At 37.3% G+C, this 14,525-nt stretch carries 19 protein-coding genes and 1 pseudogene; 11 read left to right on the top strand and 9 right to left on the bottom strand.

Going from position 1 to position 14,525, the window contains the following annotated elements; all coding sequences use genetic code 11:
* Window positions 1-12: 12 nt before the first annotated feature.
* From M44_RS04655 to M44_RS20320, 3 genes are all read right to left on the bottom strand, one after another.
* Window positions 13-366, bottom strand: coding sequence for a YlbF/YmcA family competence regulator (locus tag M44_RS04655; RefSeq protein ID WP_010171330.1), 354 nt, complete (start codon window positions 364-366; stop codon window positions 13-15).
* 95 nt (window positions 367-461) lie between these two features.
* A complete protein-coding gene (locus M44_RS28710; RefSeq protein WP_010171329.1) occupies window positions 462-689 on the bottom strand; it encodes a DUF445 family protein in 228 nt (75 codons plus the stop codon).
* Between the two features lie 67 nt (window positions 690-756).
* Window positions 757-1,596, bottom strand: coding sequence for a DUF445 family protein (locus M44_RS20320; protein ID WP_010171328.1), 840 nt, complete (start codon window positions 1,594-1,596; stop codon window positions 757-759).
* A gap of 128 nt (window positions 1,597-1,724) precedes the next feature.
* On the opposite strand from M44_RS20320, the gene M44_RS04645 reads away from it, so the two are divergent.
* The 8 genes from M44_RS04645 to M44_RS04615 all read left to right on the top strand — a co-directional run bounded on the left by M44_RS04645 (window position 1,725) and on the right by M44_RS04615 (window position 7,021).
* A complete protein-coding gene (locus M44_RS04645) occupies window positions 1,725-2,156 on the top strand; it encodes a hypothetical protein (RefSeq protein WP_010171327.1) in 432 nt (143 codons plus the stop codon).
* A gap of 25 nt (window positions 2,157-2,181) precedes the next feature.
* Window positions 2,182-3,090 carry a YheC/YheD family endospore coat-associated protein gene (locus M44_RS04640; RefSeq protein ID WP_010171326.1) on the top strand — a complete coding sequence of 303 codons (909 nt, stop codon included), beginning with the start codon at window positions 2,182-2,184 and terminating at the stop codon, window positions 3,088-3,090.
* Window positions 3,062-3,475 carry a hypothetical protein gene (locus M44_RS24740; RefSeq protein WP_050770898.1) on the top strand — a complete coding sequence of 138 codons (414 nt, stop codon included), beginning with the start codon at window positions 3,062-3,064 and terminating at the stop codon, window positions 3,473-3,475. The genes M44_RS04640 and M44_RS24740 overlap by 29 nt, the downstream gene beginning before the upstream one ends.
* A gap of 124 nt (window positions 3,476-3,599) precedes the next feature.
* On the top strand, window positions 3,600-4,136 hold the full coding sequence (locus M44_RS24735) for a YheC/YheD family protein (protein ID WP_050770895.1): 537 nt from the start codon (window positions 3,600-3,602) through the stop codon (window positions 4,134-4,136).
* Window positions 4,137-4,149: 13 nt separating this feature from the next.
* Window positions 4,150-5,484 (top strand): YheC/YheD family endospore coat-associated protein, encoded by a 1,335-nt coding sequence (locus tag M44_RS04630; RefSeq protein ID WP_010171325.1) that lies wholly within the window; start codon window positions 4,150-4,152, stop codon window positions 5,482-5,484.
* Window positions 5,481-6,539, top strand: a complete 1,059-nt coding sequence (locus M44_RS04625; RefSeq protein WP_010171324.1) for a YheC/YheD family protein — start codon at window positions 5,481-5,483, stop codon at window positions 6,537-6,539. Before M44_RS04630 ends, M44_RS04625 begins: the two co-directional genes overlap by 4 nt.
* 32 nt (window positions 6,540-6,571) lie before the next feature.
* Window positions 6,572-6,781: a YheE family protein gene (locus tag M44_RS04620; protein ID WP_010171323.1), complete on the top strand. Its 210-nt coding sequence runs from the start codon at window positions 6,572-6,574 to the stop codon at window positions 6,779-6,781.
* Window positions 6,782-6,832: 51 nt separating this feature from the next.
* Window positions 6,833-7,021 (top strand): hypothetical protein, encoded by a 189-nt coding sequence (locus M44_RS04615; protein ID WP_010171322.1) that lies wholly within the window; start codon window positions 6,833-6,835, stop codon window positions 7,019-7,021.
* Between the two features lie 271 nt (window positions 7,022-7,292).
* Here M44_RS04615 and M44_RS20310 read toward each other — a convergent pair whose 3' ends face one another.
* Together M44_RS20310 and M44_RS04605 are read right to left on the bottom strand one after the other, a co-directional pair.
* On the bottom strand, window positions 7,293-8,624 hold the full coding sequence (locus M44_RS20310; RefSeq protein ID WP_010171321.1) for a UDP-N-acetylmuramoyl-L-alanyl-D-glutamate--2,6-diaminopimelate ligase: 1,332 nt from the start codon (window positions 8,622-8,624) through the stop codon (window positions 7,293-7,295).
* A 127-nt stretch (window positions 8,625-8,751) separates the two neighbouring features.
* Window positions 8,752-9,012: a metal-sensitive transcriptional regulator gene (locus M44_RS04605; RefSeq protein WP_010171319.1), complete on the bottom strand. Its 261-nt coding sequence runs from the start codon at window positions 9,010-9,012 to the stop codon at window positions 8,752-8,754.
* 130 nt (window positions 9,013-9,142) lie between these two features.
* Here M44_RS04605 and M44_RS04600 point away from each other — a divergent pair, with 130 nt between their 5' ends.
* Together M44_RS04600 and M44_RS04595 are read left to right on the top strand one after the other, a co-directional pair.
* On the top strand, window positions 9,143-10,066 hold the full coding sequence (locus tag M44_RS04600) for a PucR family transcriptional regulator (RefSeq protein WP_010171317.1): 924 nt from the start codon (window positions 9,143-9,145) through the stop codon (window positions 10,064-10,066).
* 101 nt (window positions 10,067-10,167) lie between these two features.
* Window positions 10,168-11,265 (top strand): ABC transporter ATP-binding protein, encoded by a 1,098-nt coding sequence (locus tag M44_RS04595; protein WP_010171315.1) that lies wholly within the window; start codon window positions 10,168-10,170, stop codon window positions 11,263-11,265.
* A 44-nt stretch (window positions 11,266-11,309) separates the two neighbouring features.
* Here the strand turns inward: M44_RS04595 and M44_RS04590 are convergent, their stop codons facing one another.
* Window positions 11,310-11,552 (bottom strand): hypothetical protein, encoded by a 243-nt coding sequence (locus M44_RS04590; RefSeq protein WP_010171314.1) that lies wholly within the window; start codon window positions 11,550-11,552, stop codon window positions 11,310-11,312.
* 292 nt (window positions 11,553-11,844) lie between these two features.
* On the opposite strand from M44_RS04590, the gene M44_RS04585 reads away from it, so the two are divergent.
* A complete protein-coding gene (locus tag M44_RS04585) occupies window positions 11,845-12,060 on the top strand; it encodes an alpha/beta-type small acid-soluble spore protein (RefSeq protein ID WP_010171312.1) in 216 nt (71 codons plus the stop codon).
* A 63-nt stretch (window positions 12,061-12,123) separates the two neighbouring features.
* Here the strand turns inward: M44_RS04585 and fumC are convergent.
* The 3 genes and pseudogenes from fumC to M44_RS04570 all read right to left on the bottom strand — a co-directional run bounded on the left by fumC (window position 12,124) and on the right by M44_RS04570 (window position 14,521).
* Window positions 12,124-13,496: pseudogene (gene fumC / locus M44_RS20305) on the bottom strand (class II fumarate hydratase).
* Window positions 13,497-13,544: 48 nt separating this feature from the next.
* Window positions 13,545-13,754 (bottom strand): hypothetical protein, encoded by a 210-nt coding sequence (locus M44_RS04575; protein ID WP_010171306.1) that lies wholly within the window; start codon window positions 13,752-13,754, stop codon window positions 13,545-13,547.
* A gap of 32 nt (window positions 13,755-13,786) precedes the next feature.
* On the bottom strand, window positions 13,787-14,521 hold the full coding sequence (locus M44_RS04570; protein ID WP_010171304.1) for an amino acid ABC transporter ATP-binding protein: 735 nt from the start codon (window positions 14,519-14,521) through the stop codon (window positions 13,787-13,789).
* Window positions 14,522-14,525 lie beyond the last annotated feature (4 nt).

Below are 14,525 nucleotides of genomic sequence, written 5' to 3'. Positions count from 1 at the left end.
CCTCTAGTTTTCTTATTGTTGAACAGAACCATAAAGCTCTTCTAGAGGCTTCATGATTACTTTATTTAGGTCTTGGATGACCATACTCATTCGTTGTTCCGCTTCCATTAAGCGAGCAATTTTTTCGTGTTGCTGAACAAGTGCTGCCACTTTTTGAGCTTGTTCAACTTCTTCTTGTGAAATTTCCATCCCTGACATTTGTTTTTGCTGAAGCTGTAATTGAATATCACGGAAATTTTGAAATAATTGATTCGCTGATTCGTCGTTATTTACTTCATCATACATTTTTTTTAATAGTAAATATTCATCACTTTGACGAAGTGCTTTTTCTAATTCATTTGCATGATCATATAAGTTTACTGCCAATGTAAATGCCTCCTTTATTTAGCGGAAATCATAACCCGCCTTCGCATCCTACACTATAACAGACTATGAAGATGATGAAAAGAAAATGACTGAAATTAGCGGATCAATAGGACAATCAGCCCTTGAATAAGTCCGATGGCTCCTCCAAGAATGGCCCCTAAATAGGTAATCATTTTTAGCTCACTTCTAGATATATCTAATACCATTTGTTCTAACCGTTCAGTAGAGAAAGAGTTAACCTGATCGACAACAAGCTCGTCAACTCGTAATTTAATTAGTAATTCATCTAACCTTCCAATAAAGGAAGTTAAAGCTACGTTCACACCATTTTTCACCACGGATTCACATTGCGAACGAGGAATTTTTCAACTATACTTTTTAAAGGCGTGTTCATCCATGTATGGATAGGAATTTGATCTGTAATAAATGTGGAGATTTTTTTATTAGCGTTTCCGTGTCTAGTTCGAATACTAACTCTCTCCACTCTTTTTCCTGTAATGTTTGCCACTCTTTTGTTAAAACATTAGATAATAAATCGAAAGTCCCTTCATGACGAATAAATTTTATAATTTCAGGTTGAACTTTTTCAATTAAACTAGAATTACCAAGAAACATTCCAATCATGTTCCCAAGCATGCCTCTTTCCTTCAAGAAATCATCAATCATTGTTCCCACTTTTTCTTTGCCTTCTGAAGAAGCGAAAAATTCCTCAGCTTTTTGAAGAATAAACGTTGTAAGCTTTGGTAGTTGAGCTTCCAAGCTCATTAATGTCTCTTCTGACAAGCTCTCCTTAATGGATTGGTCCTGATATACACGAATAATATCCTCAAGTTTTTCTGAAATAAAAGAGTGCAGTATAATAGTTACTCTATTCTCTACATTTTCTATTCCAAGTTTGTCTAGTAAAGAAGAGATACTTTCCTCTTTTTCTAGAAAGACTTTCAACTCTCTTCTAATATAGTGTTCTAGGTCATGTTTAAATCCTTTTTCTAGAAATCTCTTCTGTAATAACTCTGGTGTAAGTAAATGGTCAATGACTAACTTTCCTAATTGACTAGCTAGCTCTGCTCTCCTCTTTGGAATCAATCCTGGAGTAAAAGGAATGCGGAAGTTTCCAATATAAATTGGTCTATAGGGCCTAAATAACATCTTAATAGCAAGAGAGTTCGTAAATCCTCCAATAACAGCTCCGATGACCATCATAAACAATAGTAATACAAACGCATTCATCCTAATCACCTTTCTACTTCTCTATGTAGCTCACCAATTGAATTGAATCTTCATACAATGCAGTATTGATATTCGCCCATTTCTTCATTATAAAATGAGGATTTGGGTTTAGCAAATGGGGACTAGATATGAAAAAAATAAATTATGAACTGGTAGTAAATACATCAGGGATGGAGGAACTAATAATTCCTCCAGATTTAATTCGTTCTCTTCGTATACCAGTAGACAAACCCATCCAATTAGAAGTGGGTCTTTGTAAAGTAACCTGCATCATTCAGAGTGATTCCATTTCAACTTCGCCCATGATCACTTGGAAATCGACCATTCTCCCCGCGCACAAGGGGTCTCTGTATTTTGCCTACGATCTTGAAACCTCTATTCTATCAGTAGGGCCAATTATAGCCATATTAACGGCTGTTTCAAAGGGGCAAGAACCAATTGGGCATTTAACTTCCTATTTCCTAGAGCTACGTCATCTATTAACGGAACAAGGAGGTGTAATCTACTGTACCAACTTTTCAGAACTTCATGAAAATCAGATTTCAGGTTATTTTTTTTGAGGAGTCCCAGGGCTTCTTTTCTACCATGATGCCAATCCCCACAATTATCTACAACCGAATTCATTCTAGAAAAAAGGAACAAAAGCCTTCCTTTCATAACTTTATCCAATGGTGTAAAGAAAATCATGTGTATGTATTTAATGAGGCTTTTTTAAATAAGTGGCATGTTCATACTATATTAACAGAAAATAAGGATCTTAATTCACACATTCCCTTTTCCATTCTTTATGATTCACACCTTAGACTCGAACAATTTCTCTTAGAGCATGAGGATATCTTCATAAAGCCTGTACATGGAAGCCAAGGACGAAATATCGTCCGCATTCAAAAGGAACATGGTGAGTATAATGTAAAAAGTAGTAGTAATGAACATGCATTATCACGTTACACTAGTTTGCCTCGCCTAATTGATTATATAAAAACATTAAATTTATTTGATCAAGCCATTATCCAACAAACCATTCCCCTTGCCTCGAATCATAATAGATTAATGGATTTCCGATTCTTATTAATACCCAATAAAGATCTACAGTGGGAGGTTGTTTCTGCTGTCGTTCGCTTCTCAAAAGAAAATCATTTTATTACAAACCTTTCTCAAGGCGGCTTAATTAAGCCTGCCCAACGGTTTTTAAAAAAGTACTATGGCCACTCTTATGGGAGTGAAGTGTATGATGAAATGAAGCAAATCAGTAAGATCACGGCTGCTGTATTATCTGAGGCACTATCTACTAATCTTGGGGAGCTAGGAATAGATTTGGCGTTAGATGTACATCGCAATATATGGATCATTGAAGTCAATAGCAAACCTTCAAAAAAACATGAGTCAGAGCAAGCCATTCGCCCTTCTTCTCGAGCCATTGCGCATTATTTTCATACCATTTGGAATGAAAGGAGCCGATTAGAAAATGAAGTTAGGAATTCTAACGATGAATGACTTAGAGATTTCCCCATTTATAGAGGAAATAGCCAAAATGAGTCACTCCTATAATATGTCCATACTTGTTTTTTCTCCTCTAAGTATAGATTTTACAAAGGATATTGTTACAGGTCGAACCTATCTTCATGAAGAGAAGAAGTGGGTTCATATTACTACATCTGTACCAACGTACCTTTATGACCGTCTGTTTTATGGGGATGACCATCGTTCAGAAAAGTGTAAGCACATAGTCAAGTCCTTAAAGAATCGACATGATCTACAATTTCTAGGATATGGATTACCAAATAAATGGGTTCAATATGAACGATTAAAGGAAAGTGTAGAGCTTTGTCCTTTTTTACTACCTACAAAGTTAGCGAGAAGTGTGGACCACATTTTTTAGAACTTGAACAAAGAAGTCCCATCATCCTTAAACCTGCTGATGGTTCAAGTGGACATAGTGTTTACGAGCTGACTAAACAGAAAGATACTATTCAGATTAAAACAAGAAAAAAATAAAACAAGTATTGATAAAACAGGGGTCCATTCCTTCTATAAAGCTATTTCTTGAATCCTTATTATCCTATCGAACATTTATTATGCAAAGAAAAATAGATAACGTTACCCCTCTTAATGAACCATTTGATATCAGATTATTTTTACAAAAAGATTCTAATGGCAAATGGCAGCAAATAGCTAGGGGAATTAGAGTAGCCTCTAAAGGGGCTCTTTTAACGAATCTTTCTTCCACAGGGACGTTAGTAAAGTATGAAGATTTCCAATTAGAACATCCGCAAATAGATTGGCGAGACATTGATGAAATTCTTGATATGTTTATCCATTTTTTACCGAACACACTTGAGAATTATTTTGCTCCTTTATTTGAGCTAGGAGTTGACGTTTTGATTGGAACAGATGGTAGCGTTTGGATTTGTGATATCAACTCAAAACCAGGAGTAAAGCTAGCCCACTTCATCCAAGACAAATGTCAGTTATCAAAAGCTCCGTTATTATACACTCTCTATTTACATCAAATGCTCATTCAAGATATCTATAGAATCTAAGGAGGTGCTTGAAGTGTCATTGTTTCCAATTGAAATAAAGAAACACAGGGAAGCTATTATTAGCCTACCTCAAAGCTTTACCTCAGCTTCTACCCTAAATGTTCAGTTTGGGCGTAATATAGTGCGGGGCGTAAAGTGTAATCAAAGTGAAGATTCCACCATTACGATCTCTTCTGAATTACAAAAAAGGTTAAAGCTTCCATCCTGTCTATCCAAAATTCACTTACAACAAGACTCTTCCAATCATCTTACTTTAGGAACACTAGTTGGCATCTTTACGATTGGATTTACTCCTTCTTCCATTCTGCCAATCGGCAATCGGTCATTGTGGTTTCAGAAACTGCTATCAACCGATTGCAAGGGAGTGATTCCTTTCATATTTGGAGAGAGGGATATTGATTGGGGGAAATCAGAGGTAGTTGGACTATTTTATACAGATCGTGGATGGGAAAAGTATACAGTTCCACTTCCACAGGTCGTTTATGATCGATTGCCTAATCGAAAATCAGAAAAACTATCATCCTCTCAAAAAGTAAAAGCCATATTAAGTAATATATATCAAATTCCATGGTATAACCCAGGTTTTTTTAATAAGCATCAAACCTTTTCTGTGTTAGCTAATCACCTTCAAGCTACACCTTACCTACCTGAAACACACCTTTATACTCGCCAAATTTTACAGAATATGCTTGTGCAATACGGGATGGTTTACGTTAAGCCAATTGAAGGAAGCTCTGGAAAAGGAATTCATAAAATTCGTAAAAATGCCAAGCATTACGTGTGTGAATATTCATCCCAATCAGGGAATATCGTAAATAAAACATTTCAGAGAATTGATAGCTTGCATCAATTTTTGACGAACAAAAAACGTCCAGATACCATTCTGATACAGCAAGGAATTCAACTTCTAACATACGAAGGGCATCCTCTTGATTTTAGAGTTCACATTAATAAAGACGAAGGCGGAGTTTGGCACGTTTCAGCTATAGCCGGCAAAGCGGCAAAGATTACAGCCATAACCACTCATATTCGTAATGGGGGAAGAGTACTCAGTTTGAGAGAAATTCCATTTGGAGACAAGATTGAGTCGATATTATCCTCTGCTGCATTAACAATAGGCAAGAGTCTAGACGAGAGATTAGATGGTCATATTGGGGAAATTGGATTTGATTTTGGTCTTGACGAGAAGTTACATCCTTGGTTATTTGAAGCAAATTCAAAGCCTGGAAGAAGTATATTCTTTCATCCAGAATTACGGGATGAAGAAAGGAGAACTAGAGAATTATCCTTAGCATATAGCAGCTATTTAGCCAAAGAAAAAGTTCATCAAGGCGTGATTTTTTCATGAAACAACCCATGATAAATGGTATCGATCCATCCATTCAGAAAGACCAAACCCATTTGAAAGTAGGTGTCCTACTCTCAGGAGATGGATCTTATTTAAAAGGTACAAAATCTTTTTTACTACCCTTTCAAGAGCAAATTCAAAGTATGGGGGGAACATTCTTTCTTTTCTCCTTAAAGGACTGGGCAGGCAAGAAAGTAAATGGAACGTATTTTCATCCCAAGAAAAATACTTGGGTACAGGAATCCTTTTCCTTCCCTACTATCATCTACAACCGATTGTCTCGCCGAAAAGAGGAAAAGTCTTTCCGTTTTTACAAACTGAAAGAGTGGGCGGAGGATAACAAAACCGTCCTCTTTAATTCTAGATTTTTATCCAAAGATACCTTGTATACCAAACTAAATCAACATCCTCAATTACGTTCACATCTTCCTCCCTTTTTAGTTAAACCAACCCTTTCAAAGCTAAACGATGTACTAGATGATTGGAATAGCCTTTACATTAAGCCAATCTCTTCATCACAAGGGAAGGGAATCTTAAAAGTACTGGAAAGGCAAAATGCTGAATATATTGTTCACTCCAATAAAGGAATGACTGCCTTGTCAAAAGAGCAGATCACCGCCCATTTGTCTACTAGTATCATTCAAAAAACAGTGGAAAGTGATAGGATAGAAGGTCGTCCTTACGATTTACGAGTGCTTGCCCATTTTAACGGCAATTCTTTTGCCATTACCGGTACTGGTGTTAGGGTTGCAGGCCCTAACAAAATTACCACTCATATTCCTTGCGGAGGACGTCTTCTCCCCTTTTCATCTATACAAGGTCGTATCCCTCTAAGCTCACTACAAAATTTGGTTGAAACATGTGGAGTTTGGTTGAATCAGACAGAATACGAACGGTACTATGAACTTTCATTTGATATTGGCGTAACAAAAGAAGGAAAGCTTGCCCTCTACGAAATCAATAGTAAACCCATGACGTTTGATGAAAAATGGATCGAAGAGAAACGGATGGAAAGTCTAATCCGTTTATGCACTTACTATTGTAATCAACGGTAAAGCGTTTACAATAGTAGATAGAGGTGATTAGATTGATACAACATTTTCAGTTTAAATCTATGTTTAAAAACTCTTCTATTCCAGGATGGACATTTTCATTCTATTACAACCAACAAAAATACACAGGAGATTATTTAAAAGATGGTAGTATTCACTGGGAAACTCCTTTACCTAGTCAAGAGGAAGAGGGACAGTTGAAAAAGCAAATTCATGAACTCATGTTATTTCATGTGTATGATTAATGACTGAATGTCCCCTTTTTAGCGAAAACTAGTGAAAAAGGAGGATGTTCTATGCAAAAGAAAACTAAAAACTCGTTTCTACCTGACACAGAATATGAAGGAAAAGAAAAAGCATACTTAGATGAAGACCGCTTTATAAATGAAGGGATGGCTGGTGGATCTGTATTTCGTTTTGACAGCCATCCGAATATTGATGAAAGCCTGAATATTTTAGTAGAGGAAGAACCACCGAATAAATAATCGTGTGGCCGAACCATGCGATTTCTTTATGATGAACGATCGTGCCTGTAGAAACAATAGAAAAAGACTGTCCAACCGGAGGGCTTTTCCCCTTAAATGGACAGTCTTTTTTTATTGGATTGTATTACTTACACTGATTGCTACTTCTTTATCGCTAAAATCGTATTTAACACCGTTAATTTCTTGATACATCTCATGGCCTTTACCGGCAATGAGGATAACATCTCCTTTATGCGCATTTAATATAGCCTTATTTATCGCCTCTTTACGATCAATAATAGTCGTGTAATTGGGGTCTCCCTTTACTTYTTTTGGCTCCAGCTACCATACCTTCAAGAATCTGTTCTGGCTGTTCAAATCGAGGGTTATCTGAAGTAAAGTAAACATAATCTGAGCATTCAGCAGCTATTTTCCCCATTATCGGGCGTTTATTTTCATCACGATTGCCTCCGCAGCCTACAACCGTAATTAATTTTCCATCTAATGAACTCTTTAATGATTGTAATACATTTTCTAACGCGTCTGGAGTATGAGCATAATCAACAATAACGGTAACACCGTTAGCTGTAGTAAATGACTCCATTCTCCCTGGAATTTGTGATAAGTTCTCTAAGCTTCGCTTCGATTCTTCTAGTGTTACACCTACTGTGTACGCCACTGTGATGGCTGCTAATGCATTGTAAACATTAAACTTGCCAACAAGAGGAAGATGAATCTCCTGCTCTTCGAGAGATCTCTTGTTGGTCACCTTGAAGTGAATACCATTTTTGTTGAAGTGTAACTCACTCGCTTGTACAATACTATCCTGATCAATTCCGTATGAAATCGTTTCTCCTCTAGAAGCATTTTTAAAGTAAGCATAACTATCATCATCCTTATTTAAAATAGCAAGAGGTTTTTCTCCTTCAAACTCTTCAAGATGAGTAAACAATTGACTTTTGCTATGCATATAATGGTCAACTGTACCATGATAATCTAAATGGTCATGTGTTAAATTAGTGAGAATACCTCTGTAGAACGGAACACCCTTCATGCGGCCCATATCAATTCCTTGAGAACTTACCTCCATCACACAATACTCCATATCTTCTTCGACCATTTTAGCAAAATTACGATGAAGAGTATGAGGCTCTTGAGTATTAAGTTCTGTTGGGTACATGATCCCGTTTATCTTCGTACCGAGGTTCCCCATTAAACCTGTTTTTAAGCCTGCATCATTTAGTAATTTCTCGACTAAAAATGTTGTTGTTGTTTTTCCATTTGTTCCTGTCAAACCGATTATTTTCAATTGCTTGTACGCTTCATTATGAAACACAGTGGCAATTTTTGAAAAGGCTAAACGTACATCTTCTACACGTACCACGGTAATATGAGAGGGTACATCTACTTCTTTCTCAACAAGGATAGCATGGGCTCCGTTCTCTATTGCTTGATCTATATAATCATGGCGGTCAGCTAAAAATCCTTCTATCCCTGGTACACAAATATACATGCACTGATTTTTAACTCGTCTCGAATCCATTTCAATTTGAGATATTTCTATTGTAGGGTTTCCTGTTAACGTATATTGAGTTAAATCTTTTAATAAATGGCTTAATTTCATCGTCTTCTCTCCCTAACATCTATCACTCAGATTAGTTCTATGACTAAGCAATAATAAAGATACATTCCATCTTACTATAACAAAAAAAGCAGCATTCGCGTAGTGTAGAACGAATGCTGACTATTATTTATCGACTTTTAACGATAAGGTTAACTGCTTCTTGAATAGCATCTTCAGCATCTCGGCCTTCCTCTGCTGCTTCAACGATACATGCCTGCAAATTTTTCGCAACAATTAACCCAATCGTTCTATCAATACCTGAGCGAACAGCTGAAAGTTGAGTGACAACATCCTTACAATGCTTGTCCTCTTCCATCATGTTCAAAACTCCTCTAATTTGACCTTCTAATCGTTTTAATCGATTGGAAATATCAGATGTGTACTCCATTCTCCACTCACCTCTTTAGCACCTTCTGTTATCCTTTAGTGTATAGAACAACCGCAATTTTTGCAATTCGTTTGTATTAAATTTAGATGATATACTTATATAGAAATCACAAATGTTAAGAGGGAGCTTTATGATACAAAATTTAATTCAACTCTACCCAAATGCACTATACACAACAACTCCTCCAAAAGCAGATGAGTTTGCAAATCGTTACTGGTTTCAAACTACCCAAAATGAATATATTGGAATCGCTAAAAACGAAATGACAGAAGAAGGAAAGTCTGTCCTTTCCTGCTTTTATGATGAAGTTCAAGTGTCTACTTATTATATAAGTGAAGAAGAAAATTTGTGGAAAAATTTCTTGTTTCATCAAAAGCCTTTAACAAATAAAGCATTAGCGGAGAAATACTATCGAATCCTTCATTTTTCCATACAAGGGAATGAAGAAACTGATACGGGGTTCATTTCTGAAGGAATCAAAAGCTTCTTTCATCAATCTGTCGTTCTTCTCTACCAAACGCCAGCATATGGAATCATTCTAGAAGAAGTTTCAGAAGAAATGACAACAGTCGATGAATTAACTTATGCATCTACCATGTTAGAAAGTGATTTATTTGTCACCATTCGATTCTACTTTGGGAACATTCATACAGTAACCGATCATCTACCTACAACCATTTTACAGGAGAAAAAACGATTCCTATTTGCTCTAAGCACCATTCACAATCTTGCTGTATTTAAACCGACTGATATTCTTCCACTATACCTTTTACACAAAGTAGACAAAGCAGAACGAGAAGAACTATTCTCTAAAATCTATGAGGTATTTGCTCAAGATAAAGATTTATTTGTCACCATTAAAAAATATCTTGAGAACGGCTCAAACCTTAGCTCAACTGCAAAAGAGCTTTATATGCACCGAAATTCATTACAGTATCGCCTCGACAAATATACAGACCGTACACAAATTGACTTAAAAACCTTCTCAGGGGCCGTAACAACTTATCTTGCTTGTATAGACTTTGAATACTATTTTAGCAAAGTGCACAAATGAATAGATTCATTTTTCGTGCACCTTGTACATAGGAAAATGTAAGTGCTTTCGTTACAATAGAGCTAGTTAATGAAAGCACTTTCAAATAGGAGGCATTTATAATGGCTGAATTAAAATTAAAAGGTATTTACAAGCGATATGACAATGGTTTTGAAGCAGTAAAAGATTTCAACTTAGATATTAAAGATAAAGAGTTTATCGTATTCGTAGGTCCTTCTGGTTGTGGTAAATCAACGACTCTACGTATGATCGCAGGATTAGAAGAAATCTCTGAAGGTGACTTCTATATTGGTGATAGACGTGTGAATGATGTAGCACCTAAAGATCGTGACATCGCGATGGTATTCCAAAACTATGCTCTATATCCTCACATGAGTGTTTATGACAATATGGCATTTGGTCTAAAGCTACGTAAATTTGACAAAGCAGAAATTGATAAGCGCGTTCGTAACGCAGCAAAAATTTTAGGATTAGAAACATTATTAGACCGTAAACCTAAAGCGTTATCCGGAGGTCAACGTCAACGTGTTGCACTTGGTCGTGCCATCGTTCGTGATGCAAAAGTATTCTTAATGGATGAGCCTTTATCTAACTTAGATGCTAAGCTTCGTGTACAAATGCGTGCTGAAATTGCAAAACTTCACCAACGTCTACAAACAACAACTATCTACGTAACACATGACCAAACAGAGGCAATGACGATGGCAACACGCATTGTCATCTTAAAAGATGGCGTTATCCAACAAGTTGGTTCACCTAAAGAAGTATATGACAAGCCTGATAACGTATTTGTTGGTGGTTTCATTGGTTCCCCAGCTATGAACTTCTTCACAGGTAAACTAGAAGAAGGAAAGTTTACTGTAGGTTCTAAAACCGTTGCAGTTCCTGAAGGAAAAATGAAGGCATTACGAGAAGGCGGTTACGTAGGTAAAGAGGTAATTTTAGGCGTACGTCCTGAAGATATGCACGATGAGCCAGTATTTATTGAGTCTGCAAAGGATTCTGTTGTCAACGTGAAAATTGACGTGGCTGAGCTAACAGGTGCTGAAATGATGCTTTACTCTCAATTAGAAGGTCAAGACTTTGTAGCACGCGTTGATTCTCGCACAATTATTCAAGCAGGAGATACAGTAGAATTAGCATTTGATATGAATAAATGTCACTTCTTCGATGTAGAATCTGAACAACGTATCAAATAATAAAAGAAAAGAGCCATTCGTCTTTGACGATTGGCTCTTTCCTTTTACTCATATGGAATAGATTTTACATCTTGATGGGGACACTCATTACATACAAAAATATGTAAGCACTCGTTAGTCGGTACCCCTATCCTTCCGTCTACTAGCTTGAGACTGTCGATGTCCATATAAGCGCTATAATCATCAAAATAATCATATGCTCTTCCTCCATCTTTCATAGGCCCCTGGCAAACTCGACATTCGACAACAATTTCTTTCATACCATTACAAAGGGGGCAAAGCTCCACATGTCATCCCACCAATTTTAGGAATATGTATAGTTTTAAGATGTGTAGAACACACTAATTTATGTAAAGAATTTAGATCTATTTGGGCAAAATTCACACAAGAAAATGAGGAATCAATTACCAAGAAAAATAGGAATATAAACGTTCAAAACGAACATACTATTTCATAACAACAGCAAAACAACTTCTCACACAGTGGGTCACACCATAACTAGATGGTCGCACATTACGAGCGAGTTGGTGCAATTCCAACTGACCCAGCCATACAAACAACAAGGAGATGACAGAACAAATGGCACAACAAACAAATCGTCAATCATCAAATCAATTGGTAGCTCCTGGAGCTCAAGCAGCAATCGATCAAATGAAATACGAAATCGCTTCAGAATTTGGAGTACAATTAGGGCCAGATGCAACAGCTCGCGCTAACGGTTCTGTAGGTGGAGAAATCACTAAGCGTCTTGTACAAATGGCTGAACAACAAATTGGTGGATACCAACAACAATAATTTACCAGTAACAACTTAATAAAATGGCTTAGCCCTCTACCAGATAAGGTGGAGGGCTTCTTATTAATCTAAATTTACCATTTTATAAGGATCCATCCACGTATCATATTGCTCCGCTGTAACATATCCTGATGTAATGGCTGCTTCTTTTAGGCTTGTATTGTTATCGTAAGCTGCCTTAGCTATTTTAGCCGCTTTTTCATAGCCGATATATGGATTTAAAGCTGTGACAAGCATCAATGAATGGTCTACATGCCTTTCATATTTTCTTCGTTAATCTCTAATCCTTTCAAACAGTTCTTTGTGAAAGAATCAATACTCTCAGCTAGAAGTCGGACAGACTGTAGAAAATTATAAATAATGACTGGCTTAAAAACATTTAGCTCAAAGTTCCCTTGGCTTGCAGCAAAGCCAATCGTTGCATCATTTCCAAACACCTGGGTTGCCACCATCGTAATGGCCTCACTTTGTGTAGGATTTACCTTTCCAGGCATAATACTACTTCCAGGCTCATTAGCAGGAATGGTAATTTCACCTAAGCCAGATCTCGGGCCACTCGAAAGCCATCTCACGTCATTGGCAATTTTCATCACATTCGCTGCAAGGGCTTTCAATCCGCCGTGTACAAAGACTAACTCATCATGAGAGGTTAAGCTATGGAATTTATTTTCTGAAGATCTAAAGGGATAACCTGTATAATGCGAAATCTGTTCTGCTACCATCGGTCCAAATGCACGATGCGCATTTATTCCTGTCCCTACAGCAGTACCCCCTATAGCTAATGATAATAAATTAGTGGAACTACTATGAATCATCTCTTCTGTTGTCAGAAGCATAGTTCTCCACCCACTAATTTCTTGACCCAGCGTAAGTGGCGTAGCATCCTGCAAATGAGTTCTACCTATCTTAATGGTCTCCCAGTACTTCTTCTCTTTTTCTAAGAGAGTGACATTCATTTCTTTTATGGCAGGTAATAATTGCTCTTGTACCGCATTATACGCAGCAATATGCATAGCCGTTGGAAACGTATCGTTGGAACTTTGGGATTTATTCACATCATCATTTGGATGAATAGTATCGCTGTATTTAGCTTCATTGGCCACATTAGCAATCACTTCATTTACATTCATATTACTCTGAGTGCCACTTCCTGTTTGCCACACTTTAAGAGGAAATTCGTCGTCTAACTCCCCTGATAAAATCTGATCACACACTGTTTGTATAGCTAAGGACTTTTCCTTACTTAACGTTCCTAACCTTTCGTTAGCCGCAGCCGCTCCTTTCTTTAAAAGAGCAAACCCATAAATTACTTCTATCGGCATATTCTCTTCTCCGATATGAAAATTTTGACGACTTCTTTCCGTTTGAGCTCCCCATTTTTTTGTTGAGTCTACTTTGATTTCTCCCATACTATCACGTTCAATACGGTAATCCATCTATTCCACCTCCACAATTGTCCATACCCTATATTAGTTCTGAACAATCTAAAAAAGTCCTGCTGAAACTTTTAATGTGTGATGCTGAGGGGCAAGTTTCGTGCGCTCGCCTTGATTTCGTGCGGGCCGAGCTTCTTTTCGTGCGCTCCACTTTTCTTGTGCGGCTTCTACTCTATTTGGTGCGGCTTTTCTTCCATCTCGTGCGCTCGCCTTGATCAAACTTCTAACTTGGCCGTCAATCACTACCAACCAATCCAAAAAAAGCCGACCAAAAGGCCGACTCCATTAAGTTAATGTATTAAAGATAAGAATTGTTTTGTACGTTCATGTTTAGGATTCTGAAAGATTTCGGAAGGAGAACCTTGTTCAATTATTTGGCCACGATCCATAAAGACTACTTCTGACGCAACATCTCGAGCAAACCTCATTTCGTGTGTTACGACAACCATCGTCATTCCCTCTTCAGCTAGTTCCTTCATAACCCCTAATACTTCCCCTACAAGCTCAGGATCAAGAGCTGAAGTTGGCTCATCAAACAACATCACTTTTGGTTCAATGGCTAATGCTCGAGCAATTCCTACACGTTGCTGCTGTCCACCTGACAATTGATGAGGATAAAAGTTCATCTTATCACCCAATCCTACCTTTTCAAGAAGACGAGTAGCGCGATTACGAACCTCTTCTTTGTTCTTTTTCTGAACAATGACAGGACCTTCCATCACATTTTCTAACGCTGTTTTATGCGGAAACAAGTTATAGTTTTGGAATACCATACCGGTGTTTCTTCTGAGATTTAAGATTTCTTTTTGGGTAATCCCATCGGTGAATTCGGTTGTGTTCCCGTCTAACGTTATACTACCTTGGTCTGGAACTTCAAGAGAGTTGATACACCGTAAGAAGGTCGTTTTACCTGAACCAGAAGGGCCGATTAATACGACAACTTTTCCTTTATCCACCTGAAGATCTAATCCTTTTAATACTTCAAGATCGCCGAATCGTTTATGAATATTCTTCAAAGTAAGCATTAAT

The organism is Bacillus coahuilensis m4-4 (assembly GCF_000171615.1).
GTDB classification, from domain to species: Bacteria; Bacillota; Bacilli; order Bacillales; family Bacillaceae_K; genus Bacillus_T; species Bacillus_T coahuilensis.
The sequence above is the reverse complement of the archived record's forward strand: the minus strand, read 5'-3'. Positions and strand labels throughout refer to the sequence as shown.